Annotated in this window: 18 protein-coding genes and 1 other RNA gene; 2 read left to right on the top strand and 17 right to left on the bottom strand. The window is 64.3% G+C overall.

Features of this window, described 5'->3' with window-relative positions:
• Window positions 1-12 precede the first annotated feature (12 nt).
• From HHL22_RS00615 to HHL22_RS00655, 9 genes are all read right to left on the bottom strand, one after another.
• Complete coding sequence (locus HHL22_RS00615) at window positions 13-525, bottom strand: nuclear transport factor 2 family protein (RefSeq protein WP_169529045.1); 513 nt, start codon at window positions 523-525, stop codon at window positions 13-15.
• Between the two features lie 17 nt (window positions 526-542).
• Complete coding sequence (locus tag HHL22_RS00620) at window positions 543-1,901, bottom strand: MFS transporter (RefSeq protein ID WP_169529046.1); 1,359 nt, start codon at window positions 1,899-1,901, stop codon at window positions 543-545.
• A gap of 195 nt (window positions 1,902-2,096) precedes the next feature.
• Window positions 2,097-2,750 carry a beta/alpha barrel domain-containing protein gene (locus HHL22_RS00625; protein ID WP_169529047.1) on the bottom strand — a complete coding sequence of 218 codons (654 nt, stop codon included), beginning with the start codon at window positions 2,748-2,750 and terminating at the stop codon, window positions 2,097-2,099.
• Between the two features lie 116 nt (window positions 2,751-2,866).
• Window positions 2,867-3,877 carry a sugar kinase gene (locus HHL22_RS00630; RefSeq protein ID WP_169529048.1) on the bottom strand — a complete coding sequence of 337 codons (1,011 nt, stop codon included), beginning with the start codon at window positions 3,875-3,877 and terminating at the stop codon, window positions 2,867-2,869.
• Window positions 3,878-4,063: 186 nt separating this feature from the next.
• Window positions 4,064-5,506 (bottom strand): glucuronate isomerase, encoded by a 1,443-nt coding sequence (gene uxaC / locus HHL22_RS00635; protein ID WP_169529049.1) that lies wholly within the window; start codon window positions 5,504-5,506, stop codon window positions 4,064-4,066.
• Between the two features lie 173 nt (window positions 5,507-5,679).
• Window positions 5,680-7,329 (bottom strand): UxaA family hydrolase, encoded by a 1,650-nt coding sequence (locus HHL22_RS00640; protein ID WP_169529050.1) that lies wholly within the window; start codon window positions 7,327-7,329, stop codon window positions 5,680-5,682.
• A 114-nt stretch (window positions 7,330-7,443) separates the two neighbouring features.
• The gene (locus HHL22_RS00645; RefSeq protein WP_317172612.1) at window positions 7,444-8,982 is read right to left on the bottom strand and encodes a tagaturonate reductase; all 1,539 of its coding nucleotides are present in this window, start codon (window positions 8,980-8,982) and stop codon (window positions 7,444-7,446) included.
• Between the two features lie 68 nt (window positions 8,983-9,050).
• Window positions 9,051-10,874, bottom strand: a complete 1,824-nt coding sequence (locus HHL22_RS00650; RefSeq protein WP_169529051.1) for a RagB/SusD family nutrient uptake outer membrane protein — start codon at window positions 10,872-10,874, stop codon at window positions 9,051-9,053.
• 123 nt (window positions 10,875-10,997) lie between these two features.
• Window positions 10,998-14,300, bottom strand: coding sequence for a SusC/RagA family TonB-linked outer membrane protein (locus HHL22_RS00655; protein WP_169529052.1), 3,303 nt, complete (start codon window positions 14,298-14,300; stop codon window positions 10,998-11,000).
• A gap of 302 nt (window positions 14,301-14,602) precedes the next feature.
• On the opposite strand from HHL22_RS00655, the gene HHL22_RS00660 reads away from it, so the two are divergent.
• Window positions 14,603-15,628, top strand: coding sequence for a LacI family DNA-binding transcriptional regulator (locus tag HHL22_RS00660; protein WP_169529053.1), 1,026 nt, complete (start codon window positions 14,603-14,605; stop codon window positions 15,626-15,628).
• Between the two features lie 35 nt (window positions 15,629-15,663).
• On the opposite strand, the gene HHL22_RS00665 is transcribed toward HHL22_RS00660, so the two are convergent.
• From HHL22_RS00665 to HHL22_RS00675, 3 genes are all read right to left on the bottom strand, one after another.
• Complete coding sequence (locus HHL22_RS00665) at window positions 15,664-16,614, bottom strand: pectinesterase family protein (RefSeq protein WP_169529054.1); 951 nt, start codon at window positions 16,612-16,614, stop codon at window positions 15,664-15,666.
• Between the two features lie 139 nt (window positions 16,615-16,753).
• Window positions 16,754-18,661, bottom strand: a complete 1,908-nt coding sequence (locus HHL22_RS00670; RefSeq protein ID WP_169529055.1) for a DUF4350 domain-containing protein — start codon at window positions 18,659-18,661, stop codon at window positions 16,754-16,756.
• Between the two features lie 140 nt (window positions 18,662-18,801).
• Window positions 18,802-20,469, bottom strand: a complete 1,668-nt coding sequence (locus tag HHL22_RS00675) for a glycoside hydrolase family 28 protein (RefSeq protein WP_169529056.1) — start codon at window positions 20,467-20,469, stop codon at window positions 18,802-18,804.
• A 547-nt stretch (window positions 20,470-21,016) separates the two neighbouring features.
• Between HHL22_RS00675 and HHL22_RS00680 the strand changes: the two genes are divergently transcribed.
• On the top strand, window positions 21,017-21,688 hold the full coding sequence (locus tag HHL22_RS00680) for a hypothetical protein (RefSeq protein ID WP_169529057.1): 672 nt from the start codon (window positions 21,017-21,019) through the stop codon (window positions 21,686-21,688).
• Between the two features lie 194 nt (window positions 21,689-21,882).
• Here HHL22_RS00680 and HHL22_RS00685 read toward each other — a convergent pair whose 3' ends face one another.
• The 5 genes from HHL22_RS00685 to HHL22_RS00705 all read right to left on the bottom strand — a co-directional run bounded on the left by HHL22_RS00685 (window position 21,883) and on the right by HHL22_RS00705 (window position 26,223).
• Window positions 21,883-23,052, bottom strand: coding sequence for a sigma-54-dependent transcriptional regulator (locus HHL22_RS00685; protein WP_169529058.1), 1,170 nt, complete (start codon window positions 23,050-23,052; stop codon window positions 21,883-21,885).
• A gap of 120 nt (window positions 23,053-23,172) precedes the next feature.
• An RNA gene (gene rnpB, locus HHL22_RS00690) (RNase P RNA component class A) lies at window positions 23,173-23,640 on the bottom strand.
• A 26-nt stretch (window positions 23,641-23,666) separates the two neighbouring features.
• Window positions 23,667-24,017, bottom strand: a complete 351-nt coding sequence (locus HHL22_RS00695; RefSeq protein ID WP_169529059.1) for a cupin domain-containing protein — start codon at window positions 24,015-24,017, stop codon at window positions 23,667-23,669.
• Window positions 24,018-24,027: 10 nt separating this feature from the next.
• Entirely contained in the window at window positions 24,028-24,954 is a 927-nt protein-coding gene (locus HHL22_RS00700; protein WP_169529060.1) for a metallophosphoesterase, read from the bottom strand.
• 90 nt (window positions 24,955-25,044) lie between these two features.
• Window positions 25,045-26,223: a Smr/MutS family protein gene (locus tag HHL22_RS00705; protein ID WP_169529061.1), complete on the bottom strand. Its 1,179-nt coding sequence runs from the start codon at window positions 26,221-26,223 to the stop codon at window positions 25,045-25,047.
• Between the last annotated feature and the right edge of the window lie 123 nt (window positions 26,224-26,346).

Below are 26,346 nucleotides of genomic sequence, written 5' to 3' on the forward strand. Positions count from 1 at the left end.
TTCTTTAAGGGCTTACTGCTTCTCCGGCTGCTTCTGCGACTGCCACAGCACCACCTGCCAGCCCTGGGGACGCCGTATCTGCACGGTCACGTACTTGAGGTGGGCCACGTTGGGGCTGCCGTCGGGCTTGTTGGGCTGGGTGATGGTGATTTGCCCGTTCACCACGGCCGCCATGCCGCCGTTATAAGCGCGCACGTTGATATTTTCCACGTCAATCTTGTCGTACACGCTCTTGCCGTCGCGGATGCTTTGCAGGTAGTCGGCCTTGCCCTGCTGCTTGCCACTGGCGTGCGTGTACACGAGGTCGTCGCTAAAGGCGCGCTCCAGAAAAGCGTAGTCCTTGCTCACCTGCGCGGCAAAGCGCTGACGCTCCAAGGCTTCCACCTCCTTAGCAGCTTCGGCATCGCGCCGGGCGAGGTTGGCCTGCACGGGCAACGGGGCGGTAGTGGGCTTGGCGGGCTTGCGGGCCTGCGCCAGCCCTAGGAGCGGGCCCGCCAGCAGCAGCGGCAGCACTAGGTTTTTCATGGTAAGCGCTTGTCAGGTTATACGGCGTCGTCCAGCTGAATGGGCTCCATGCGCGGCACTAGCGTGAACATGAGGCCCCAGGCCAGCAGGTAGATGGCGCCGCAAATGAGGAACATGATGAAATAGGCGTGGTCGAGCTGCCCAATGCGCTCGTAGTACACGAACATGCGCTTCTGCACCAGCGCCGAGAGCGCGATGCCGCCCATGCCGCCCGCGAAGCCCCCTAGGCCCGTGACCGAGGCCACCGCCCGCTTCGGAAACATATCCGACACGGTGGTGAAGATATTGGCGCTCCAGGCCTGGTGGGCCGCCGCCGCCAGCCCGATTACGCCCACCGCCAGCCACATATTCAGCTGCCCCAGGTACTGCGCAAACACGATGGGCAGCACGCAGAACGCGATGAGCAGCATGGCGCGCTTGCGGGCCTCGAAGGCCGGTACGCCGCGCCGCATCAGCCCGAGGGGCAGGTAGCCGCCGTACACGCTGCCCACGCTCGAGAGCACGTACACGGCCGCCACTGGCAGGGCAATGCTGGTGCCCTTCAGCCCGTACTGCTTGCCCAGGAAGTCGGGCAGCCAGAACAGGTAAAACCACCAGATGGGGTCGGTGAGGAACTTGCCCAGCAGGAAGGCCCAGGTTTGGCGGAAGCCCAGCAGCTGGCCCCACGAGGCCTTGGGCTGCACCTCCTGCACCTCGTTTACGGGCCCCTGGTTATCGCTCTCGATGTAAGCTAGCTCGGCGGCGCCCAGACGCTTCTGGCGCAGCGGCGTTTCGTAGTAGATAAACCACAAAATCAGCCAGATAAACCCGAACGCCCCAGTAATGAGAAACGCCCACTGCCAGCCCATGCGCTCGGCAATAAACGGCACCGAGAGTGGCGCGATGATGGCGCCTACGTTGGCCCCCGAGTTGAAGATGCCGGTGGCCAGCGCCCGCTCGCGCTGCGGAAACCACTCGGCCACGGTCTTGATGGCCGACGGAAAATTGCCCGACTCGGTAACGCCCAGCGCCGCCCGCGCCACCCCAAAGCCCAGGGTGCTCGTCACGAGCGCGTGCCCCATGGCGGCCACGCTCCACAGCGCCGTCGAGAGGGCGTAGCCGATTTTGGTGCCCAGCTTATCGACCACCCGGCCCACGCCCACCATGCCCAGGGCATAGGCTAGCTTAAAGGCAATCTCGATGTTGGCGTAGTCGCCCGAATTCCAGCCGAACGCCGTTTCCAGGTAGGGCTTGAGCAGCGAGATAACCGCCCGGTCGAGGTAGTTGATGGTGGTGGCAAAGAACACCAGCCCGCAGATGGTCCAGCGGTAGCGGCCCACTACTTCCGCAATTGGCGGCGCGGTAGGCGGGGAGGAAGGGCGAAGCGTGGGATTCATCGGGAGGGGAAGGATAGCGCTAAAGGAGGACGGAACCTAGGGTAATCGATGCAAAGCAGAACGTCATGCTGAGCGGAGCAACGCGGAGCCGAAGCATCTCTACCGCATAAGTAACACAAACGTTGCCAGGTAGTTACGCGGTAGAGATGCTTCGGCTCCGCGTTGCTCCGCTCAGCATGACGTTCTATTCAATACTCATTCTACCTTCGGTTTGGGCAAAAACTGCAGCAGCGGCTGCACCCGCGCCGTGATGGCGGCCGGGTCGGCGGCGCCTTTAAAGAGCTGCGAGCCAATGCCCACCACGTTTACGCCCGCCCCAAACCAGTCGTGCAGGCTGGCCTCGGTGGGCTCCACGCCGCCCGTTACCATCAGGGGCACGCCGGGCAGCGGGCCGCGCACGGCCTTGATGAACTCGGGCCCCACCACGTTGCCAGGAAATACCTTCACCAGCGGCGAGCCCATTTCGGAGGCGCGGAAAATCTCGTTTAGGGTTTGGGCGCCCGGCACCCAGGGCACGTCGTGGTACTGGCAGGTGGCGGCCACGTCGGGCGTCGTCACGGGCTGCACCACAAACCGCGCCCCAGCCCCGATAAACCGCTCAGCCTCAGCCGCCCGGTAGATGGTGCCGATGCCCAGCACCAGCTCGGGGCACTCGCGGGCCACCAGCTGCCCTATGGCCTCAAACACCTCGAAGGCATTGCCCCCGCGGTTGGTGAACTCGAAGGCCCGCAGGCCGCCGGCGTAGCAGGCGCGCACCACGTCGGCGGCGTAGCCGGCATCGGCGTGGTAAAACACCGGCACTAACGGCACGGCCAGCAGGGCGGCAAGGGTTTCAGAAGAGGAAGGCATTGTATTAATTGCTAAGAAAGAACGTCATGCAGAGCGTAGCGAAGCATCTTGGCAGGACGATATTCGAACGACAACCGCCTGCCAAGGTGCTTCGGCAAGCTCAGCATGACGTTCGTTTACCTCACTAATCTTCCAGTGAGGTTGCCCTGCATCAGGTGCTCGACTTCGGCGGGCGTTACCAGGTTGATGTCGCCGTGCACGGTGTGCTTGAGCGCCGAGGCAATAGTAGCGAACCCTAGGGCCTCCTGCGGGCTGCCGTAGGTGGCGGCGCCAAAAATGAACCCCGAAATAAACGAGTCGCCGCCCCCAATGCGGTCCACCACCGGGGCAATGTCGTAGAACGGCGTTTCGTAAAACTGCCCTTCCTGCCACAGCAGCCCGCAAATGCGCTCGTGCGAGGCGCTCTGCGTGCGGCGATGGGTGGCAATCACGCGCTTAATCTGCGGAAAGCGAGCCGCCAGTTGCTCGCTCATGCGTACGAAGCCGTTCTCGGTACCCGGCTCGGCCCGGATGCCGAACAAGTCGTCGGCGTCGCCCTCGGTGCACACCACCAGGTCGCAGCCGGCCACCAGGGGCGGCATCACGTCCTGGGCGCGCTGGCCGTACTGCCACAAATTGCGGCGGTAGTTCACGTCGGCCGATACGGTGAGCCCTAGGCGCCGCGCCGCCGCAATGGCATCGGCTGTAGCCTGGGCCGCCGCGGCCGAAATAGCCGGCGTAATGCCCGTCCAGTGCAGCCAGGTGGCATCCTTCAGAATTTCATCCCAGTCGAAAGCGGCCGGGTCGAGGTTGGCGAAGGCCGAGTCGGCGCGGTCGTACACGATGCGGCTGGGCCGGAGCGAGGCGCCCACTTCCAGAAAATACAGCCCTAGGCGCCCACGGTCGGTGAAGAGGCAGTGCCGGGTATCGACGCCGAAGCGGCGCAGGTGGGCCGCGGCGGCGTGGCCCAGCTCGTGCTGCGGAAAGGCCGTGACGTGGGCGGCCGGCACGCCCATCCAGGCCAGGGCGGCGGCCACGTTGGCATCGCCGCCGCCGTAGGTAATCTCCAGGCTCGCGGCCTGGGGCAGTCGGTAGTTCAGCGGCGGCGAGAGCCGCATCATCACTTCGCCGAAGGTAACGACTTTCATTGCTGATTTACAGTAAGTTGTAAATTATGCATTATCACGTAAAAGCACGTCATGCTGAGCTTGCCGAAGCATCTCTACCGCGAAAGTAATCCTAACGTTAGCAGTTACTTACGCGGTAGAGATGCTTCGGCAAGCTCAGCATGACGTGCTTTTACGTGATAATGCATACTTCATAGTTAAAAAAGCCTAGGCCACAAGCTCTCCCGCACCTACCGGCGCAGTAGCCTGCTCGAAGCCAAAATACTCCCGCGCGTTGCCGTAGCAAATGCGCTCAACCAGCTCGCCCAGCCAGGGCAGCTCCTCGGCGGGCAGCTCGCCGCGCTCCACGTCGCCACCCAGCAGGTTGCACAAGATGCGGCGGAAATACTCGTGGCGCGGGTAGGAGAGGAAGCTGCGCGAGTCGGTGAGCATGCCCACGAAGCGACTGAGCAACCCCATGTTGCTGAGCGCAGTGAGCTGCTTTTCCATGCCGTCCTTCTGGTCCAGAAACCACCAGCCCGAGCCGAACTGCATCTTGCCGGCCACCGAGCCGTCCTGGAAGTTGCCAATCATGGTGGCAAACAAGTCGTTATCGGCCGGATTAAGGTTATAAAGGATGGTTTTGGCGAGCTTGTTCTGGTTGTCGAGCGTGTCGAGGAAACGCGACAAGCTCGTAGCCTGCCCGAAGTCGCCAATCGAGTCCCAGCCGGTGTCGGGGCCGAGCTGGCGCAGGGCGCGGGTATTGTTGTTGCGCAGCGCCCCCAGGTGGAACTGCTGCGTCCAGCCCTTTTCCCAGTCCAGCACTGCCAGCTCCACCAGCATGGCCGACTTAAACTGCTCTACCTCCGCGGGCGACAGTGCCTGCCCGGTTTTTGCCTTGGCGAAAATGGCCGCCACCTGCTCGTCGGTGTAGGGCACGGCGTACACGCGCTCTAGGCCGTGGTCGCTCAGGCGGCACCCTAAGGTGGCGAAGTAGTCGTGGCGCTGGCGCAGGGCGGCCAGCAAGTCGCTGTAGGTCTCGATGTTCTTGCCCGCGGCAGCCCCTAGGCGCTCCAGGTAGGCCGGGTAGTCGGCGGCCTCGGGCGTCATGGCCTTGTCGGGGCGGAAGGTGGGCAGTATCTGCACCTCAAAGCCCTGCTCACGCAGCGCCTGGTGGTGCTCCAGGGTATCGGCCGGGTCGTCGGTGGTGCACACCGTGCGCACATTCATCTTGCGCAGCAGGCCCTGCACGCGGTACTCGGGCGTTTGCAGCAGGGCGTTGCACTGCTCCCAGATGCGGCGGGCGCTGTCCTTGTTCAGCAACTCCGTGATGCTGAAGTAGCGGCGCAACTCCAGGTGCGTCCAGTGGTAGAGGGGATTGCGCACGGTATAGGGTACCGTTTCGGCCCATTTCTCAAACTTCTCCCAGTCCGAGGCGTCGCCCGTCACGAAGCGCTCGTCCACGCCGTTGGCCCGCATGGCCCGCCACTTGTAGTGGTCGCCGTAGAGCCAGATTTGGGTCACGTTCTCGAACTGCCGGTTTTGGGCAATCTGGTCGGGCGGCAGGTGGCAGTGGTAGTCGATGATGGGCTGCGGCGCGGCGTGCTCGTGGTAAAGGTGGCGCGCCGTGGGCGTGTGCAGCAGAAAATCGTCGGAGAGAAAGGGAGTCATAGGTAATGAGCAATTATCAATGAGTAATGAGCAAACAGAACGTCATGCTCATCTGGCGTCCGCGCAGCCGAAGCATCTCTCCTGCTTCGTTGAACGACCCGCAAACGGCGCGGTAGAGCTGCTTCGGCTGCGCGGACGCCAGATGAGCATGACGTTCTGTTTAGCTCCTGCGGCTACAGCGACACCCCGCGCTTCCACGGGATGAAATCGGTTTGGCCGTGGCGCACGGCGCTCACTTCCAAGCCGCTGGCTACTTGGATAACGTAGTCGAGGATGCGCTCGCCGGCCTGCTCAATGGTTTCCTCGCCGTCGATGACGGTGCCGGTGTTCAGGTCGATGATGTCGGGCATGCGCTGGGCCAGCTTGGTGTTGGAGCTGATTTTGATGACCGGGGCAATGGGGTTGCCGGTGGGCGTGCCCAGGCCGGTGGTAAATACCACCACGTTGGCCCCCGAGCCGACCTCGGCGGTGGTGCTTTCCACGTCGTTGCCGGGGGTGCAGAGCAAATTCAGGCCCGGCTGCGTCACCAGCTCGGGGTAGTCGAGCACGGCCACTACCGGCGATGAGCCCCCTTTGCGGGCCGCGCCGGCCGATTTCATGGCGTCGGTAATCAGTCCGTCGCGGATGTTGCCCGGCGAGGGGTTCATGTCGAAGCCCGAGCCCACGGCCACGGCTGAGTCGCCGTAAGCCTTCATGAGCGAGGTGAAGCGCTGGGCCGTGTCGTGGTTGACCGAGCGGTTCACGATTTCCTGCTCTACGCCGCACAGCTCCGGAAACTCGGCCAGAATCACCGAGCCCCCTAGGGCCACCAGCAGGTCGGAGGTGTGGCCCACGGCGGGGTTGGCCGAGATGCCCGAAAAGCCATCCGAGCCGCCGCACTCCAAGCCCAGGCACAGCTTGCTGAGCGGCGCGGGCTGGCGCTGCTGGGCGTTGGCTTGCATCAGGCCGGCGAAGGTTTGGCGCAGGGCGGTGCTCACCAGCGCCTCCTCGGTGCCCACTTTCTGCTGCTCCAGCACGAACAGCGGCTTCTGGAAATTAGGGTCGCGTTTGGCAATCTCATCCTGCAACATGCTCACCTGGGCATTCTGGCACCCTAGGCTGAGCACGGTAGCGCCGGCCACGTTGGGGTGGGTAATATAGCCGGCCAGCAGCCCGCACAGCGCCTGCGCATCCTGCCGGATGCCGCCGCAGCCGCCCTCGTGGGTCAGAAACCGGATGCCGTCCACGTTCGGAAATAGGCGCGGCTTCTCGCGGCCGTCCAGTTCGGTGTGCAGGTCGGCCGCCAGGATGTCCTCGACCGACTTGCCGGCTTGCATGAGGCTAATCAGCTCCTGCGTCTGGGGCTGGTAGCTCTTGCGGCGCGCATACCCTAGGTCGTTCACCAGCGCCTCTTCCAGCACCTGAATGTTGCGGTTCTCGCAGAACACCAACGGGATAACCAGCCAGTAGTTAGCCGTGCCCACCCGCCCGTCGGGCCGGTGGTACCCTAGGAAGGTGCGCCCCACAAACCGGCTCACGTCGGGCTGCTGCCACTGCAGGCGGTGCTGGCCTTCCTGGTAGGCGTTGGTGGCGTGCTTAATGTTGCCGGTTGTGAGTAGGCCGCCGGCGGGCACGGGGGCGGCCATGCGGCCCACCAGCACGCCGTACATCGTCACCTCGTCGCCGACAGCCAGGGGCTGCAGGGCCAGCTTGTGCTTGGCTGGTATGCGCTCGGTGGTCGTCACCATCACCCCGTCCCAGCCCACGGGCGTGCCGATGGGTAGGTCCGTGAGGGCGACCAGCACGTTGTCGGCGGGGTGAATCTTGGCTACTAGGTGCTTCATCGGATGGGTAGCCGCCGGGCAGCTAAGGATGCAGGCGGTAGTTGAAGTAACAGCGTAATAACCGCGAATGGCTGCTTTTTGGAAAATAAAAACTGCGCAAACGTTACCAATAGTCTACGCCGCCACCCTGCCGCGCAGCACGGCCGCCAGCGTGGCGGCCGCGCCTTCGCGCAGTAGCTGGGTCAGGAAACTGCTCACCATGTCTGCCAGGCCGGGCACGGTAGTCAGGTCAGTATCCCAGAGCGCTTCGTGGCCTAGGGCTGCCGCCGTTAGGGCGGCCGGCTCGGGCAGGCGCTGCCAAAGGGCGGCGTAGTAGCCCGCCTGCTCGTCGTTGATGGGGTACTCCTGCCCCTGCGCCTCCCCGTACCAGGTGCCGCCCTCCTCGCGCTGGCCGCGCATAAACAGCAGGTAGGCGGCCAGGCCCAGGGCCACGTAGTGCGGCACCCGCCCGAAGCGGGCCACGTAGTGCAGCAAATCGGGCAGCACCCGGCTACGCAGCTTGGCCGAGTAGTTGAGCGTGATGGCCAGCCAGCGGTGCTCCACGGCGGGGTTGCGGAAGCGGTCGAGCACCTGTAGGCCGAAGCGCTGGCCCACTTTCTCATCCACGGGGTAGGGGATGCCGGGCAGCAAATCGGCCAGCAGCAGGCCCTGCAGGTAGCCCAGCAGCAGCGGGTCGTGCATGGCCTCGCCCACGGTGGGCACTCCGCAGAGCACGGCCAGCCCGCAGCCCAGCGAGTGGGTGCCGTTGAGCAGGCGCAGTTTCAGCTCCTTAAACTGCGTAATGTCGGGCTGCACAATCACGCCTGCGTCGGCCTGCTCGAAGCTCAGCACCCGGCGCACCTGCTCGTCGCCCTCGATGGCCCAGAGGCGGTAGGCCTCGCTCATGAGCAGCAGCTCGTCGTCGTAGCCCAGCTCCTGGGTTAGCGCGGCGCGGGCGGCCGCGTCGGGAGCGCCGGGCACGATGCGGTCCACCAGCGAGTTGCACACGGTATTGGCCTCGGCCAGCCAGGCCCGGAACTCCGGGCTCATTCCCTGCCGCTCGGCCAGCTCAGCCAGGATGCCGCGCAGCAGCGTGCCGTTGTCGGACAGCAGCTCGGTGGGCACAATCACCAGCCCTGGCGCGGCGGCGCCCCCTAGGGCCTCGTAGCGGGCCAGCAGCACGGCCAGCAGCTTGCCCGGAAATGAGCGCGGCGGCTGGGCGCGCACGTCGTCGTCGGCATCGAGTACCAGGCCCACCTCCGTCGTGTTCGACACCACCACGGCCAGGTCGGGGCTGGCGGCCACGCGCAGCACCTCGGCCCACTGCGTGCGGGCCACCAGCACCCGGCTGATGGCCGCGCACACCACGTTCTCGTGCACTGGCCGCTCGTCCTCGATGCCGCGCACGCACACCGTGTACAAGCCGCCCTGCCGCTCGAAGGCGGCCACGTCGCCGCCGCTGGTGCTTTTCACCACCACCGCCCGGCCGTTGAAGATGCCCTGGCGGTTGGCCTGGTCGATGAGGAAGTCGGGCAGGCCGCGCAGCAGCACGCCGGTGCCGAACTGCAGTACCCGCTCGGGCAGTGCCAGCAGGGCGGGGTCGGGCAGGCGCACGGCGGCGCTGGCCGCCCCGGCGCGCACCAGGGCTTCAGATAAGGTCGGTATGGTTTGCACTCGGATAAGTTTCGGTAGTGAGGTCGTTCAGGCGGGGGCCGGGGGAGGGAGGCTCAACGCCCGCGCCGCTAGTACCCGTAGTTCTGCTTCAGGGCCGGGTCGGTGTCCAGCGTGGTCTGGGGGATGGGCAGCAGCTCCTTGCCCTGGCCGGGCACGTACTCGGCAGCCATGCCCGAGCCAACGCTGTTGACGCTGGTGGTGCCCACCTGCACGGCGGTGCCGTTAGGCTGCAGGTTGGCCACGTAGGTGGCATCAATGCCAGCCCGCCAGTTCACGCGGGTGGTGCCGCTGGGGGTGGCGCTGGGCGAGGGGCGGTAGAACGAGCGCTGCCACTGCACTACGCCGTTCACCACCTTGTAATACTGGTACTGCGGCACCGTGTTGTAGGGCGCGGTGCCGGCTTGCAGCAGGCGCAGGCTGGCCTTGGTGGCGGCCAGCTTATCAGCCAGCAGGTTCCAGCGCAGCAAATCGTACTTGCGCACGCCCTCCGAGCCGAACTCCAGCAGGCGCTCGTTCACCAGGGCGTTGAACATGCTGGCCTTGCTGCTCAAGTCCACGTTCAGGGCGGCGCGGGCGGCGTTGCCGTTGAAGCCGCGGGTGCGCACTTCCAGCAGGGCGGCCTTGCCGGCGGCGGTGGGGCCGTTCAGCTCGTTGTCGGCTTCGGTAAACATCAGTAGCACGTCGGCGAAGCGGATAATGGGCCAGTTGTAGCCTAGGTAGTTGTTGGTGCCGGGCAGCGCCGGGCTGTGCCAGTCGCGCCGGAACTTGCCGTCGTAGATGGTATTGAGGGCCACGCCCGACTGGTTGTTGCTGCCGCTGGCAAACTGGTAGGGCGCGATGGTGATGTCGCGGCGCACGTCGAGCGAGTCGAAGGCGTAGAAGTAGGTGGGCACCACCGTCACGGCCCCCTGGGTGCTGCCGTAGGTGGGCGAGTTGTTGAGGCGCGGGCCGTTGTAGTAGCCCAGCTTCGAGTCGCCGGTGGCCGTAGAGCCGGCCATGCCCACCTCGAATAGAATCTCGTTGTAATTGTCGCGGCGCTGCTGGTTCACGCCCAGCCACAGGTCCGAGTAGCTGGGGTTAAGCGTGTGCTGGCTCCGCTGGGCCATGATTTCCAGGCACTCCTGGCGCGCGATGGTATAGTAGCTCTGGTAGTCGGCCTGGCGGGTCATGGTATTGCCGATGAGCGCGTAGCCGCCGCGCTGCAGGCAAAGCCGGGCGCGCAGGGCCTTCACCGCGCCCTTGGTGAGGCGCTCGCTGGCCACGCCCGCGTTCGAGCGCCAGGGCACCAGCTTCTCGGCCACGGCCAGGTCGGCAATGAGCTGCGTCAGGGTCTGGTTGCGGTCGGCGTTGGGCTGGCTCAGGTTCTGGTCGAAGCTGCTGGGGGTCAGCTGCACCGGCACATCGCCCCAGTTGCGAATCAGCTCGTAGTAGTACTGCGCCCGCAACGTCAGGGCCTCGCCGTAGAGGCGGTGCACGGCGGCCGTGTCGGCGGCGCTGCCGCTGGTGTACTGCGGCATCTGCGGAATGTACTTGATGCAGATGTTGCTGCGCTCCACGCCCTGGTAGAGGTTGTTCCAGGGGTTGATAATCTCGGTGTTGGAAGCGTAGGCCTTGTAGCGCGCAATGCCGCGCCGCCCCGTGTCGAAGGTGCCGCTGGAGCCAATCAGCTCGTCGGTATCGTAGGGGTAGTACATGCTCAGGCGGGTGCCGTAGGTGTTGTCGCCCGAGAGCGGGTCGTAGGCCCCCAGCACGGCGCTGGTGGCCCCGCTCACGGTCGAAAACGTGTCGGCGGTGCTCAGCAGGGCCACCGGCTCCACGTCGAGGTAGTGGCAGGCCCCTAGGCCCAGCCCGGTGGCCAAGGCAAGTAGCAGCTTCTTGAAGTTGAGAGACATATGGGTAGCGTAGATGCGGGTGGGAAGTGTAGCGCCAAGCTCCGGCCTGGCAGCCCGTGGCGGGCAAGTCGTCCTGGCGATTGCACCAAGCAGAAGCTTAGCTTGGCTGACCTGCGGTTGGTGTTACAAGCTCAAATTCAAGCCAAACAAAAAGGCGCGGCTGCGTGGGTAGGCGGCGTAGTCCACGCCCGGCGTCAGCGGGGTGCCGCGGCGCGTGTTCACCTCCGGGTCGTAGCCCGAGTAGCCGGTGAGGGTGGCCAGGTTGTTGAGCGTCACGTAGAAGCGCAGCTGCTGAATCTTGGCGCGGCTGGTCAGCGTTTTGGGGACGGTGTAGCCTAGGGTGATGTTGTTCACGCGCAGAAACGAGCCGCTTTCCACCGCCCAGGAGTGCAGCACGTAGTTGCCGCGCACGGGGCTCCAGATGCTGGCGTTGGCATTCACTTGGTTGAAAGTGGTTTCGTCGGTGATGAGCGCCCCGTTGTTGTCGGTGTAGCGCACCCGGTTGTCCATGCTGCTCAGCAGGTTGGCGTAGCTGGTGTTGGCCGTGCTGGTCGTGAACTCAATCTTGTTGGCGTTGTAGATGCTGTTGCCAGCCACGAAGTTGAGGAACACGCTGGCGTCGAAGCCCTTGAAGGTGAACTGCTGGTTGAGGCCGCCGATAATCTTGGGGTTCGCGTCGCCGATAACCGTCTTGTCGCTCTCGTTCACGATGCCGTCGCCATTTACGTCGCGCAGCTTCAGGGTGCCAATGCTCACAGTCTGGCCCAGCACGCTCGCGTCGCTGGCCGAGGTGGTCTTGAGCGTACCCGTGCGGGTGGCGTAGTTATAGTTTTCGAAGTCGTCGCGGGTGTAGTAGCCGTCGGTCACGTAGCCGTACATCTGGCCCACCGGCGAGCCGACGCGGGCCACGTAGTCGGCCCCCGATAGGGCCGTGCCCGCCCAGCCCGACTGGATGCTTTGGATTTCGGTGGCGTTGTTGCTCAGGCTTTCGATGCGGTTGCGATTGAGCGAGGCGTTGGCCGAGGCTGTCCACGAAAAGCTGCCCGTCTGCACCACCGTGCCGCTCAGCTGGAACTCCAGGCCCCGGTTGCTGGTCGAGCCCACGTTGGCGTAGTACTGCGTGTAGCCCGTGAAGCCGGGCAGCGGCACGGCCACCAGCAGGTCGTTGGTGTTGTTGTAGTAGGCATCGGCCGTTAGTTGCACCCGCCCGCCAAACAAGCTCACGTCCACGCCCAGGTCGCGGGTGGTCGTGATTTCCCACTTCAAATTCGGATTAGCCAGCGTAGTGGCCGCCGTGGCCGGAATGGTAATGTGGTTGAGCGCGTAGGAGGCGTTGCCGGGCGTGAAGAGCTGCTTGGTGAGAAAGTCGGGGATGCGGTTGTTGCCCGCCCGCCCGTAGCTGAAGCGCAGCTTCAGGTCCGACACCGTGTTAGTCAGCGGGTCGAAGAAGCCCTCTTTCGAGATGCGCCAGGCCACCGAGCCGCCCGGAAACAGCCCGAAGCGGTTGCCCGGCTCAAACTTCGAGGAGCCGTCCTCGCGCGCCGAGAACGTGAGCAGGTACTTGTCGTCGTAGCTGTAGTTGATGCGCCCAAAGCCCGAAATCAGCCGGTAGTCCACGGGCACGCTCGTGGTGGGCAGCACCGGCTGGCTCACGGTGCCGGTGGGCAGTACGGCCTGGTTGATGTTGGCCAGCGCCCGCTCGGCCGTGATGTCGGCCGGCAGGAAGTTCACCTGCACGTACTGCTGGGTGGTGCGCTGCTGGTAGGTTTCCTGGCCCAGCAGCACGTTTAGGGTGTGCTTATCTTTTTTGAAGGTGTAGTCCAGCACGTTCGACTGGTTGAAGGTCGAGGTCAGCCCCTCGGTGAGGCTCACGAAGGGCAGGTTCTGGTAGCCGCCAGACGCCTGCCGGATGGTGGGCGAGTACAGGCCGTTGAACGTGTTGAGGTTGGCGTAGGTGAAGTCGAAGCCGCCCACCGTGCGGAACACCAGCTGCGGGAGGATGTTGTAGCTGCCCGTCACGCTCATGTTGATGGTGCGGCGCTTGTCTTCGCGGTACTCGTTGTTGATGGCCAGCACCGGGTTCACGAGGCTGGAGTTGTTGAAGAAGTCAGGGTCGAAGGCCGTGGTGGGGTCGCCGCTAAACGAGGGCAGGTTGAAGGGAATGTACTCCACGGCGTTGCGCAGGCGCGAGGTTACCAGCGAGCCGGTGTTCACCGTCTGGCCGGTGCTGCTGGTGCCCAGCGCCGCGCCGGTGCCCGCCCCTAGGTTGGTTTGGTCGTTGAAGCGGGCATTGAAGCCCACGCGGAGCTTGTCGCTGGCCTTGGTGTCAATCCGGAAGTTTACCAGGCTGCGCGTGTAGCTGCTGCCCAGCTGAATGCCGTCCTCGGTGTTGCGCGTCAAGCTCAGGTTGTAGGTGGTCGACTTGGTGCCGCCGCTCAGCGAGATGTTGTGCGTCTGCTGGAAGGCGCTGCGTCCGAATACCTGGTTCTGCCAGTCCTGGAAGGGCATACTGCGCAGCCGGTTGAGCGTATCGCCATTGAAATTGAGGGAGCCAAATACGGTCTTGAAGGTGTTGGTGCCGCCCGACACGCTCGCGCCCGTGCCCGTGAGCTGCGCCCGCTCGTACTCCCAGTTTAGGTAGTTGGTCGGGTCCATCACCCCTAGGGTCTTGGTAATCTTGCGGAAGCCCGCGAAGCCGTTGTAGGTAAGCGTGGTGCGCCCTTCCTTGCCGCCCTTGGTGGTGATGATAACTACGCCGTTAGCCCCGCGGGCCCCGTAGATGGCCGTTGAGCTGGCATCCTTGAGCACGTCCACCGAGGCAATATCCTGGGGCGCGATAACACCCAGCGCGTTCTCAATCTGCACCCCGTCCACGATGTAGAGCGGCGAGTTGTCCTGGGTAATGGAGCCGCCGCCGCGCACCCGAATCTGGAAGTTGGTGTTGCCCGGCGTGCCCTCCGAGCTGGTCAGCTGCACGCCCGCCAGGCGGCCCGTCAGCGCCTCGGCGGCCGAGTTCACCGGCACGTCCTTAATCTGCTGGGCGCTCACCGACGATACGGCCCCGGTCACGTCGGAGCGGCGCACCTCCTGGTAGCCAATCACCACCACGTCGTCGAGGCTCTGTGTATCGCTCACCAGCTTCACGTCGATGGTTGACTGGCTGCCCACCGCTATCTCCTGGCTCACGTAGCCGACGAAGCTGAAGCGGAGCACGGCCCCCTTCAGCCCGTCGGGGATAGTGAGGGCATAGCTGCCGTCGGAATTGGTGGTAACCCCGTTGGTGGTGCCCTTCAGCACCACCGTTACGCCGGGCAGCGCGTCATTGTCGGGGCCTTTTACGGTGCCGCGCACCGTGCGGGCCTGCCCAAAGGCCGTGCCGAGGCTGCCGAGCAGCACCAGCCAACACACAAGGAAGAAGTGTTTCATAAAGAAGCGCCGCGCACGGGCGGCCGGGTGGGAGAAATGGAAGGCAAGCCGAACGCGCCACAGTAGCACTTTGCAAAGCCAAAAGCAGCTTTAAAAAAGAATGGGAAGCGCTGATAGGTCGAAGTTTAAGGAATGATGAAGTTCACTGGCACCGCCCGGATTGTTTTTATTTGCGCAATCGTTGTCGGTAACGTTTCCGCGTTTGCGTTCGCCCCTTGCCTACTTCCCTAGGCCTAGGCAGCGGCAGTGATTAGGTAGGTGGGCGCTCACTCACCACTTTTGCACTCTAACTAGTAGAACCCTTGGAAGCCGCCACCCTCAAAGACATTGCCCGCGAACTGAATATTTCAGTGTCCACCGTATCGCGCGCCCTGCGCGACAGCTACGAAATAAACCCCGAAACCAAGCGGCTGGTGATGGAGTGCGCTACCCGCCTCAACTACCGCCCCAACCCCATCGCCCTCAGCCTGAAGGGCAGCAGCAGCAAGGCCCTAGCCGTGGTGGTGCCCCAAATTGCCAACTACTACTTCTCGCAGGCCATCAACGGCATCGAGGAGGTGGCCCAGCAGCGTGGCTACGACGTTATCATCTTCCAAACCCACGAAACCTACGAGCGCGAGGTAGCTGCCCTGCGCCAGGCCCTGGCCCGCCGCGTCGATGGCCTGCTCATCTCGCTCAGCTCCGAAACCAGCACCGTGGCGCACTTGCAGGAGTTCCAGCAGCACGCGCCCATCGTGCAGTTCGACCGCGTAAGCAGCCAGCTCGCTACCCCGCGCGTGGTGGCTGACAACTTTGCCGGGGCCTACGCCGCCACCGAGCACCTGATTAAAACCGGCCGCCGCCGCATTGCCCACCTCACCATCCAGCCCTGGCTTAGCATCACGCAGGAGCGCCTGGCCGGCTACCGCGCCGCCTTGGAGCAGAACTGCCTGGCCTACGACGAAACCCTGGTGCGCTTCGGCACTTTCGGCCCCAACGAGGTAGGCCCGCTCGTAGACGAGCTACTGGCCTTGCAGCCCCCGCCCGATGCCTTCTTCACCGCCAGCGACCGCCTGGCCGTGGGCTGCCTGGCCGCCCTGCGCCAGCGCCGCCTGCGCATCCCCGCCGACGTGTCGCTTATTGGCTTCACCAACCTTACCGTGGCCGACATGCTGGCCCCTGCTCTGAGCACCGTGGAGCAGCCCGCCACCGACATCGGCCGCGAAGCCGTGGCCCGCCTGCTCGATATCATTGAGCGCAAGCACCGCGCCGCCCCACCCGCTACCGTGACGATGCCCACCGCGCTGCACGTGCGCGAATCGACCTCCCTGATGGACCTCACCCCTTAGCCCCCTTTCTAAAGGAGAGGGGGATAAGGTACCCCCTACCGCGGCACCCAGCCCCGCAGCACGGCGGCGCGGGTGTAGCGGGCAGCTTCGGCAGCAGTGAGCTGGTGCGACCAGGGGACGCGGGCGGCGGGGGCGGCACCGGGGCCGGTGCTGGCGTACTCGGCGTAGTAAGTGGTTTGCTTGTTGCTTTCTTTGCCCCACTCGTCCCAGCCGGCGGGGGCTACCACGGCGCTTAGCTCGCAGCCTAGCAGCACCGTTTTGGCATAGGGCCGCCAGGGCCGGCCCAGGTAAAACGACCCGGCCGGGGCATCGGGTGCGCCCAGCAGCCGGCAGTGATTGAAAACGTAGCCGTAGCGCGTGGTGTCGGGGGTAGAGGCGGCGGTGAAGAAGCCGCCGCGCTTACCCACGATGGTGCAGCGCTCGAACCAGGCAGTGCTGGAGCCGAAGATGAAATCTACGGTGCCCTCCACGTAGCAGTCCTCGTAGAGCTGGCGGCTGCCGAAGCCGAAGGTGTAGAGCGTATCCTGGAAGCCTAGGAAGCGGCAGTGCCGGAAGCAGCTGCGGTCGCCGGCCACCCAGGCGGCCACGGCCTGCCCCACCGGCCCGGCCGAGTTGGCGAAGGTGATATTCTCGGCCGTGAAGTCGGCGGCGTAGAGGTGGATGCTGGCCGAGCCGGTAGTGCCGTACTCTTTGCCCGTGGCGGGGTCAATTTTTTGGTGATAGTTGTCGAAGGTGAGAATGGTGCGGGCGGCATCCTCGCCCAGCAGGCGCACGTGGGTTTTGGCGGCGGCCAGCGTCAGATGCTCGCGGTAGGTACCCGGCTTCACCCGGATGGTCAACCACTCGGCGTTGCCGTCGGGCACGGCCTCGAAGGCAGCCTGCACGGTGCGGTAGTTGCCGCTGCCATCGGCGGCCACGGTCAGCTGCCGGCGCTGGGCCAGCGCGGCGAATGGGAGAAAGAGGAGGGAGAGGAATAAGAGTTTCATAAGTAACTATCTCAGACCGTCATGCTGAGCTTGCCGAAGCATCTCTACCGCGTAACTAACCGCAACGTTTGAAGAATAGCCACGCGGTAGAGATGCTTCGGCAAGCTCAGCATGACGGTCTGCTTTGCTTTCGTCACTGCTACTTCAGCATCCACTGGCCCAGGTCCTTGCCGGCTTGGAAGTTCTGAAACTCGGCCGGAATCTTGCGGCCGTCGGTATACTCGTTGTAGAGCCAGGGGTCGCCGAGTAGGAACACGCGGCCCCGGCCCACCTGCGCCACGGCCATGATGTTATGGCCGCCGTTCACCACCAGCGGGGTGGCCGGGGACTGCACGCTGAGCACCGCCAGCTCCTTGATATAAGCCGTGTGGGCCTGCGGGAATACGGCCGCGCCGCCGGCCAGGTCCACCCGGCCCTGCTCGAACTGACTGCCTTGCACCATGTTCACGCTCTGGCCGGTGAACTGCACCCCGAAGCGGGCGGCCAGCTCGTTGAAGTGGCGGGTTTCGCAGTTGGCGGTGTCGTTGGCCAGCAGCACCAGCGTGCCGCCGGCCCGCACCCAGTCGGCCAGGGCCTGGGTGGCGGCCGGCTCCACGTAGTGCGGGGCGGGGGTTTCCTTCTTGGTATCCGGGTCCACGATAATGTAGGCGCTCAGGGGCTTGAGCGAGGCGGCGGTGGGGGCGGCGGGCAGGGCCACGGTGCGGGCTCCCAGCTCGCGCAGCTGGTTGCCCCAGAGCCAGAAGCCGCCGTGGGTGCGGTCGTCCCAGGTGTAGTGCCACTGCTCGGGGCGGCCGGTGAAGGCATTCGGGCGCAGCTCGTGGTTGTAGTAGTAGTCAAGGCCCACGGTTTTGGGTGGGCCGGCCACCTGCTCGGCCGCGATGTCCTGCTCGATGCCGGCCAGAATGAGCGGCCCTAGGCCCTTGAGGTCGTTCACGCGTAGCGGCTCGCTGAGGTAGTAAGCCAGCGAGCCGTCGCGGTAGGGCGTGCCGCCCAGCCCGCCCACGCTCACGGTGCCGCCTAGGGCCAGCGCGCCGCTGGCATCGGGCTTCACGAAAGTGCTGACGATGCCTTCGTAGCCTTTGCGGGCCACCTGGGCGTATTTTTTATCAACGTACCCTAGGCGGGCAGCTTTGGCCAGGGCGTAGGCAAACATGGCGCTGCCACTGGCCTCGGGGTAGTTGCCTTTTTCGCTCTCGCGGCCCATTACCAGGTACCAGAGGCCGGTTTTGGCATCCTGGTACCTGGCCAGCACCGGGGCCAGGCGGCGCAGGTCGGCCACCAGTTCGGCGCGGTGGGGGTTGCCGTCGGGCAGGTAGTCGAGCACGTCCACCAGGGCCATGGCGTACCAGCCCAGGGCGCGGTCCCAGGCGTTGGGCGACTGGCCGGTGGCGGGGTCGGCCCATTTCTGCTGGCGGCTCTCGTCGTAGCCGTGGCGCAGCAAGCCGGTCTTAGGGTCCACCAAGTGCTTCTCTACCAGTGCGAACTGCCGGGCCACGTCGTCCAGCCCGGCTTGGTCGCCGGTGAGGGCGCTGTACTCGGCGTAGAAGGGCGCGGCCATGAACAGGCCATCGAGCCACATCTGGTTGGGGTAGGTCTTCTTGTGCCAGAAGCCGCCCTCCTTGGTGCGCGGCTGCTCGGCCAGCTGTTTTCGTAGCAGCGCGGCGGTCTTGCGGTACTTCTCGTTGCCGGGCACCGACACCTGCCCCAGCAGCAGCAGCGCCCGCCCGGTGGCAATGTTGTCGAGCTGGTACTCCTCGGGCTTATAGGTGCGGATGCTGCCGTCGGGCTGCACGAAGGAATCTACATCGTGCTGCACGTAGGTGAAGTATTTCTTGTCGGCTGTGCGCTCCCACACCCGCTCCAGCGCCCGCAGCATTAGCCCCTGCTCGTAGTCCCAGCGCGCCGTCTTGCGGCTGCCAATTACGATGGAGTCGGGGTGCTGGGCGATGAACGTATCGGCCAGGCGCTGCGAGAGGGGCAGCGCCGGCTGCTGCTGGGCGGGGGCCAGCAGGGGCAGGGCGAGGAGGGTGGGGAGGAGGAATTTCATGGAGTTAGTTGTTCTGGCGCATCGCCCCAGCCCCCTCCCCTGCGGGAGAGGGGGAGCTACGGCATAAGGCAGACGACCGCTAGCGTCAGGCTCCCCCTCTCCCGCAGGGGAGGGGGCCGGGGGGTGGGGTCAATCGTTGCCTACTTCGCCGCTACCTGCACCGCCTTCTTGCCTGCGCCATCGCCTAGCTGCACGGTCTGCTTGGCGGCTTTGGTGTCGGTGCCCAGCAGGCGCACGTCGCGGCTGGCGGGGCCGCTGACGCGCAGCAGCAGATCGGTGCCGGCGGGGTAGCGCAGGTTCTGGAAAGTAATACCCTGGGCATTTTGCACCTCCAGCACGGGGCGGGTGTCGGTGGGCAGCAGGGTCAGGTTCTGGAAGTGAATGTTGCGGGCTTCCTGGCACAGCAGGCCCTGGCGGCATTGCAGCACGGCATCCCGTACCACTACGTCCTCGATGTTGCGCTCGGGCAGGCCCCGCACCAGAATGCCCTGCTCGGCCCCGCGGCACACCACGTCGCGCAGGTAGAAATGGCGGAAGGCGGGCGTGCCCTCGCCCAGCGGCTGGGCGGCGATGGCGGGCGGGGCAGCGTTGTCGCCGGGCTGGGCCACCGGGTCCTTGGCCATGTAGTACATGTCGAACACAATGGCTTGGGCCGCAATGTCGGTCATGCGGATGCCCTCCACCCACACGTTCTCCACCAGCCCGCCCCGGCCCCGCGTTGTTTTGAAGCGCAGGCCCACATCGGTGCCCATAAACGCGCAGTTGCGCACCACCACGTTGCGCACGCCGCCCGACATCTCGGAACCGATGACGAAGCCGCCGTGGGCACGGTATATTTTGCAGTCCTCAATCAGTGCGTTCTCGGTGGGTACGCCCCGGCGGCGGCCCTCTTCGTCGCGCCCGCTTTTCAGGCACAGCCCGTCGTCGCCCACGCTGAAGGTGCAGCCCCGCACCACCGCGTCGCGGCACGACTCTAGGTCGATGGCATCGGTGTTCTGGCCGTACCAGGGGTTTTGGGCCGTCACGCCGCGCACCGTTACCTGCTGGCACAGCAGCGGGTGCATGGTCCAGGCCGGCGAGTTCTGAATGGTGAATCCGTCGAGCAGCACTCCTTGGCAGCGCGTGAGACTCAGCATGTTGGGCCGCAGGTAGTCGCGCAGCTCGGTGAAGTCGGCCGGGTTCAGGCTCTTGGGTAGCTGCTTGGCGGCGGCCAACTCATTGCCCCGCCGCGAGCCTTCCGAGGGATACCAAGTGTCTTTTTTCTCGTTCAGCACGCCGCCTTTCGCCAGCAGCGCCTGCCACTCACCCGCGCTGAGCTTGCTTTTCTTCACCGGCCGCCAAGTGTCGCCGGCCCCGTCGAGGGTGCCGGGGCCGGTGATGGCCACCTCCCGCAGGTCGGTACCCGAGAGTGGGGCCTGGCAGCGCACGGCTTCCTCGCCCTCCCAGGTAGTGCGTATCAGTGGGTACTGCGCATGGTCGGCCGTGAACTGCACCAACGCCCCGGCCGCGAGGTGCAGGTTTACATGACTGCGCAACACAATTGGCCCCGTCAGCCAGAGGCCAGCGGGCACGCGCACGGTGCCGCCCCCCGCCTGGGCACAGGCGGCAATGGCCTGCTCGAAGGCGTGGGTGTTAAGGGTTTGGCCATCGGCCACGGCCCCGTAGCGGCGCAAGTCAAACGTATCGGGGCGGAACTGCGGCACCGGCACTGGGGGCAGCGTGGGCGGGGCAGGAAACATGGGTTGGGCCAGGGCCGGGCCGCCAGCCAGTAGCGCGCCGGCCAGCGTCGCGAGCGCGAGTAGTTTCATGAATGAGAGGGGTGGGAAAGGTGCATATTAGTCGCATCCCTTTCGCATTAGCAAGCTCCTGGCTGGAAATAGTTGCGGCATCGTTTCCGGGAACGATGCCGACGCCATCCTCAAACCCTAGGCCGGGGCAGCGGTAGCAACGGTGAATGACCCGCTCGCCAGCCTGCTGTAACGAAACGCGACCTCAGAACGTGAGCAACCCTTTGAAGACGATTCTTCTCAAAGGCTCTAACTAATTCAGCAAGGAGCTAGCCAGTTCTTTCCGTCTAAATTTCCAAATCCAACCAGAATGCTGCTCGGTCTGAAGCGATGCCAGTAGGTGCGCTTTACTAGAAACCAAGGACCTGGCCCGCCGCCACCCCGATGGTAGCTTCGAGGTGCTGGGCCGCCTGGATAACTCGGATATTCGGGGCTGCAGCCAGCAGGCAGCGTAGGAGCAAATGTGTCTATTTCTGCCTATGTCAGTACCTTGTGATAGGACACCGGCTTGCATTGGGCAGTAATTGCGGGCGCGCTGGCAAATAGTACTAGTTGGTTAAAACTAAGCATGACTACCTTCACTCGAATGCTCAGTAGCAGCGTTATAAAGCGACACAATAATTTGATGGTCTGTTGTTTGCTAACCGGACTTTTTGCGTGTAATACCAACGTGGGTAGGCAAGAGCATGGAGTGCGGCAAGCTGTATCGCCAGACAGCGTGGTCCTGACAGCTGCTAGTCAAAGGCAAGAGAAAAACGAGAAGGTAGAAAGCAATAGTGATTGTATTCGCGGACAAGCAGAGCCAGTTCTCAGAAAGGAATATTTTCCAACTACCACTTTTGTTTTGCAGTCGGATAGCCTAACGGCAGTAGAAACGGCGAGCATCGATAACGGAGATAAATTGGTGGTCACCAATTGGGGATGCGAATATTATGTACTAACCTTTCGCTTTGAAACTTCACGATTTAAGGCAGATACATCAAATTTAAAATACTGGTACGTGGCTGGCGGCAAGCTTATGAATGAGATTCAACGCGGTATTAATGCACCGATAGATATCAAGAAAGGCGTGCAAGCATTTACGAAGCATCTGGCTGAAAATTCTTCTCACTTAAAGCTGCAAACAGAAATTGATTTCGGAGGAGAGGAAATTAGAGATTATGTGACTCTAGATAGCATTACAAAAACTCAGCATGGTCGTTTCGCCGTAGTAGTTTCGTTTGTAACCGGGCCGTTATAATGCTGACAAGAGGAGTTGACGCACTGCAGGCTTCGCAGCAGGTAAACCAGTGAGCAAACCGGATATTTGCGTTTTAAACCTTCCGGAAGAAGAAGCTGGAATTACTGAGAACAGCACTTACAAAAACAATAGCGCCGGCTCTATCTACAGGGCCGGCGCTATTTTCTACTGGGTAGCCGTAGCTACGCGAAACGCTACTTGCCCGCAAAGGCCTTGGCGTCCGCTTCTTCAATCGTGCCGTCGCTCATAATCACTAGGCGCTCCACCACGTTGCGCAGCTCGCGGATGTTGCCGCGCCAGTCGAGGCCCTTGAGGTAGCCTAGGGCGGCGGCCGATATTTTCTTGGGCTTGCTGCCGTAGTCGGCCCCGATGTCGGCCAGGAACTTCTCGACCAGCTCCGGGATGTCGTCGCGCCGGTCGTTGAGGGGCGGCACCTTGATAACGATGACCGAGAGGCGGTGGTAGAGGTCCTCGCGGAAGTTCTTGTCGGCGATTTCCTGCATCAAGTCCTTGTTGGTGGCGGCCAGCACGCGCACGTTCACGCTTATCTCTTTTTCACCGCCCACGCGGGTAATCTTGTTTTCCTGCAGCGCGCGCAGCACCTTGGCCTGGGCCGAGAGGCTCATATCCCCAATCTCGTCCAGGAAGAGCGTGCCGCCGTCGGCCTGCTCAAACTTGCCGATGCGCTGCTTTACGGCCGAGGTGAACGAGCCCTTTTCGTGGCCAAACAGCTCGCTCTCAATCAGCTCGCTCGGGATGGCGGCGCAGTTTACCTCCACCAGCGGGCCGCCGGCGCGGGGGCTGAGCTGGTGCAGCTGCCGGGCCACCATCTCCTTGCCCGCGCCGTTGGGGCCGGTGATGAGCACGCGGGCATCGGTGGGGGCCACGCGCTCGATGGCTTTGCGCACAGTCCCTAGGGCCTCGGAGGTGCCCACCATGTCGGAACCGCTTTTGCCGGCGGTGGCCAGCTTCTTCTTCAGGGTCTTGGTTTCGGTTACCAGCTTGCTCTTGTCCAAGGCGTTGCGCACGGTCACGAGCAGGCGGTTGAGGTCGGGCGGCTTGGGCAGGAAGTCGAAGGCGCCCTTTTTGGTGGCTTCCACGGCCAGCTCGATGTTGCCGTGGGCCGAGAGCATGATAAAGGCCGCGTCGGGGGCCAGCATGCGGGCCCGCTCCAGCACCTCCATGCCGTCCATGCGCGGCATCTTGATGTCGCAGAGCACCACGTCATACTTCTGCTGGATGAGCATGTCCAGCCCCGTCGGCCCGTCCTCGGCCTGGTCTACCTGGTAGCCCTCCAGCTCCAGGATGTCTTTGAGGGCGAAGCGAATAGCCTTTTCGTCGTCGATGGTGAGAATGCGCGGCATAGCGTAAGCAGGAAGTGATAGTCAAAAGAACGTCATGCTGAGCAAAGCGAAGCATGACGTTCTTTTATTCATCTAATCTAAAAAAAGGCGGCTGCCCTCTTGCGAAAGCAGCCGCCGAAATTAGGCAAGAAGCCGATAAGCCGGGTTCTGTCCGCCCTTCCGTGTTTCCACGGGCGGCGGCCCCACCATTTATCTAGGCCTAGGGTCACCCCTAGGCTCCAGCAACCTACCCGCCAACCCGAGCGGGCCGCCCGGTGCTTTCCCCGAGGAGAAAGCGCGTTGGCCTATTTGGTCTTGCAACCCCTGAGGTTTACCCAGCCGGCATGGTCACCCAGCCGCTGGTGCGCTCTTACCGCACCTTTTCACCCTTACCTTTTTCATTTAACAGTTAGCAATTAATATTTAACAGTCATTTAAGAATTGTTAAATGTTAATTGCTAACTGTTAAATGAAAAGTCGGCGGTTATTTTCTGTGGCACTGGCTGTCCTGGCCCAATTGGCCAGGCCTACCCGTTAGGTAGCAGGGCGCCCTGCGTTGCCCGGACTTTCCTCGTGGCCTCGCGGCCCCGCGGTGGAGTGGCTCCTTGCGGGGGCAAAGGTACGGTGCAAGAGCCCTAGGGCGCGGCCGGCAGAAAATCGAGGCGCAGGGGACTGAACGAGTCGAGCAGCGCGCCGGCTTGGCGGGCCACCACGCCGTGGGGCACGTTGGGGGCGGCGTAGAACGTGTCGCCGGCTTGTAGCACGCGGGTTTCGGCGCCCACGGTCACTTCAAAGTCGCCGCTTTCGACGTAGGAAATCTGGCTGTGCACGTGCTGGTGCAGCGGCCCTAGGGCTCCCTGCTCAAACTCGACCTTTACCAGCAGTAGGTCGTCGTTGTAGGCCAGAAGCGAGCGGCGCACGCCGGGGCCGGTGGGCTCCCAGGCCAGGTCGGCGGCGGGGCGGAAGGCGGGGGTGGAGTGGGGCATAGCGTTGAAATTACTTGACCCACACCAGCTTGTCGGAACTGAGCGTCTGCTCGCCGTCCCAGCGGTAGCCTACCAGCTGGCCGCCGCGGGCCACGCTGTAGTCGAGGCAGGCGGCGTGGGGCTGCAGCAGGGTAGGGGTGCCGCGCAGCCAGTAGTGGCCGAAAAAAACGGGCGTTTCGTCTTGGTAGTACCAGGGGTCGAGCAGTTGGGTAAGCGCTACGGGTTGGCCGCGCAGCTCGGGCAGGTCTTCGAGGTAGTAGGTATCGTAGGTGGCGGCGGCGGGGTTTTGCCACCAGCGCACGCGCATCTGGCGGCGCACGTGGCCATCTTTGTCGGCGAAGATGAGGCCGTCGGGCAGGCGCACCTCGCGGCCTTTCAGCACCACCTCGGCGGCCTCGTGCTCGGGCGTGCCGGGGTAAGCGGCGCGCTGCAAAAAGCCGGCAGTGAGGCGCAGGCCGGGCAGTTCGGCTTGCAGGTAGGCCAGGGCCCTAGGCTCCCAGCAGGCGTGCACGGCGCGCAGGCCGGGCAGCTCCAGGGCCAGCGGCAGGGTCAGCAGCCACGGCAGCCACTGCTGCTGCCACTCGCGGAATAAGTCTCCCGAGCGGAAGGCCCGCATCGTTTCCACGTGTTGCAGGATGTTGTTGGGCTTATGGGGCCGCAGGTAGCCACCGGCCGGGTCTTGCTGCCAGAAAGCCAGCGCGTTGTACTCGTGGTTGCCCAGGATGGCTAGGGCCGTGCCGCCCTCCACCATGCCCCGCACCAGCTGCAGCGTTTCCCGGATTTTGGGGCCGCGGTCAATATAGTCGCCCAGGAAGATGACCTGCCGACCGGTCGGGTGGCGCCAAGTGCCGGTGGCATCGGGAGCGTAGTCGAGCAGCGAAAGAAGCGCCGTTAGCTCGTCGGCGTGGCCGTGGATATCACCGATGAGGTCGTACATGGGCGCAAATTAATGCCGCTGCGCGGCGGGCGGGGCATCTCATCCCCTAGCCCCCTCGCCCGTGGAGAGGAGGCTAGGGGGTGAGGTGCCCTACTTCAGCCGCACCAGCGTGGCGCCATACCCGAACTTCTCCTTCTGCGCGTCCTCAAAGAACTTGATGTCCTTGTTGCGGCTCAGCTGGCGGTGGATTTCCTTGCGCAGCGTGCCGTTGCCGGCGCCGTGGATAAAAATAATCTCGTGCATGTTGGTGGCCAGGGCGCGGCTCAGCGCATCCTCGAAGGCATCGAGCTGCAGGCGCAGCATGGCCGTATTGCTCAGGCCCTCAGCGCCTTCGGGGCGCAGGGCCTCGATGTGCAGGTCCAGCTCGTGGGGCGGGGCCACCAGGGCGGCGGCCGGCTTGGGCGGCGCGGGCGCGATGGCGGCCGGCACCGGGGGCGCGGGCTTGTCGCCCCCTAGGGCCTGCTGCAGCTTGGTAGCCTGCGACTTATCGAGCGCCGGGACGGGCTGGGCGGCGGCCTCCAGCTTCTGCTCGGCCTGGGCCAGGGCCTCGGGGTTGAGGGCGGGGGCGGGCTTCTCGTCGAGCTGAAACAGGTAGGCCTCTTTGCCCAGCACCGGCGCCGGGCGGCGGCTGGTATAGAAGGTGCTGGCCTTGAAGCTCTGGCGCTTGGTGAGCAGGTCGTAGGCGTGGGGGCTGCCCTGCTTGAACGCCAGTAGCTGCAGCACCACGGCCGGCCACTGCTCGAAGTCTTTGAGGTGCAGGTGCCCTAGGGCGCTGCTGGCGGCCTTGGCCTTGAGCTGGCCGGCCCCCAGAGCGCGGTATTGCCCCTGGCGCTCTTCGCCGTAGGTGAACAGCGCCTCATTATCAGTATTATTCACAACGTGCACGGCCAGCAGCTCGGGCGCCTGGTGCACCAGGGCCAGGTAGAGACCCTTGGCGGCGGGCGGCGGGGGCGTGGCCGGGCGGGGCGGGGCGGCGGGCATGGCGGCGCTGGGGCCAGCCGGCTGGGTTTTGGCCGGGGCGGGCTGGTTTTTGGGCTGGCCGCCCATGGGCTTGTTCTTCTTGCTGCCGGTGGCGGGGCGGGCGGGCTCGGTGACGGGGCGGCGGAAGGCCTGGCCCTCCTCGGCGGCCACGGGCACCAGCTCGCGCAGCAGCACCGGAATGGTAAAGTCATTGTCGATGGCTACCTCCACCAGCTCACTGTCGAGCAAGCGAGTGATAATGCCTTCTTCGGTGCCGGTAAGCAGCCGCACACGGTCTCCTACGTTCATAGCTAAAAATTTATAAGCGAAGGGCTTGGCCAACTGGTGGCGGCCCGGCGGCCTGGTGGGGGTGGCGCGGCCCGGCGGGCCACTGGGGGCCTAGGGCCCCGCGCTAGCCCTAGGGTGGCCGGT

The sequence above is a fragment of the Hymenobacter polaris genome, from assembly GCF_012927305.1.
In the GTDB taxonomy this organism is placed as follows: Bacteria; Bacteroidota; Bacteroidia; order Cytophagales; family Hymenobacteraceae; genus Hymenobacter; species Hymenobacter polaris.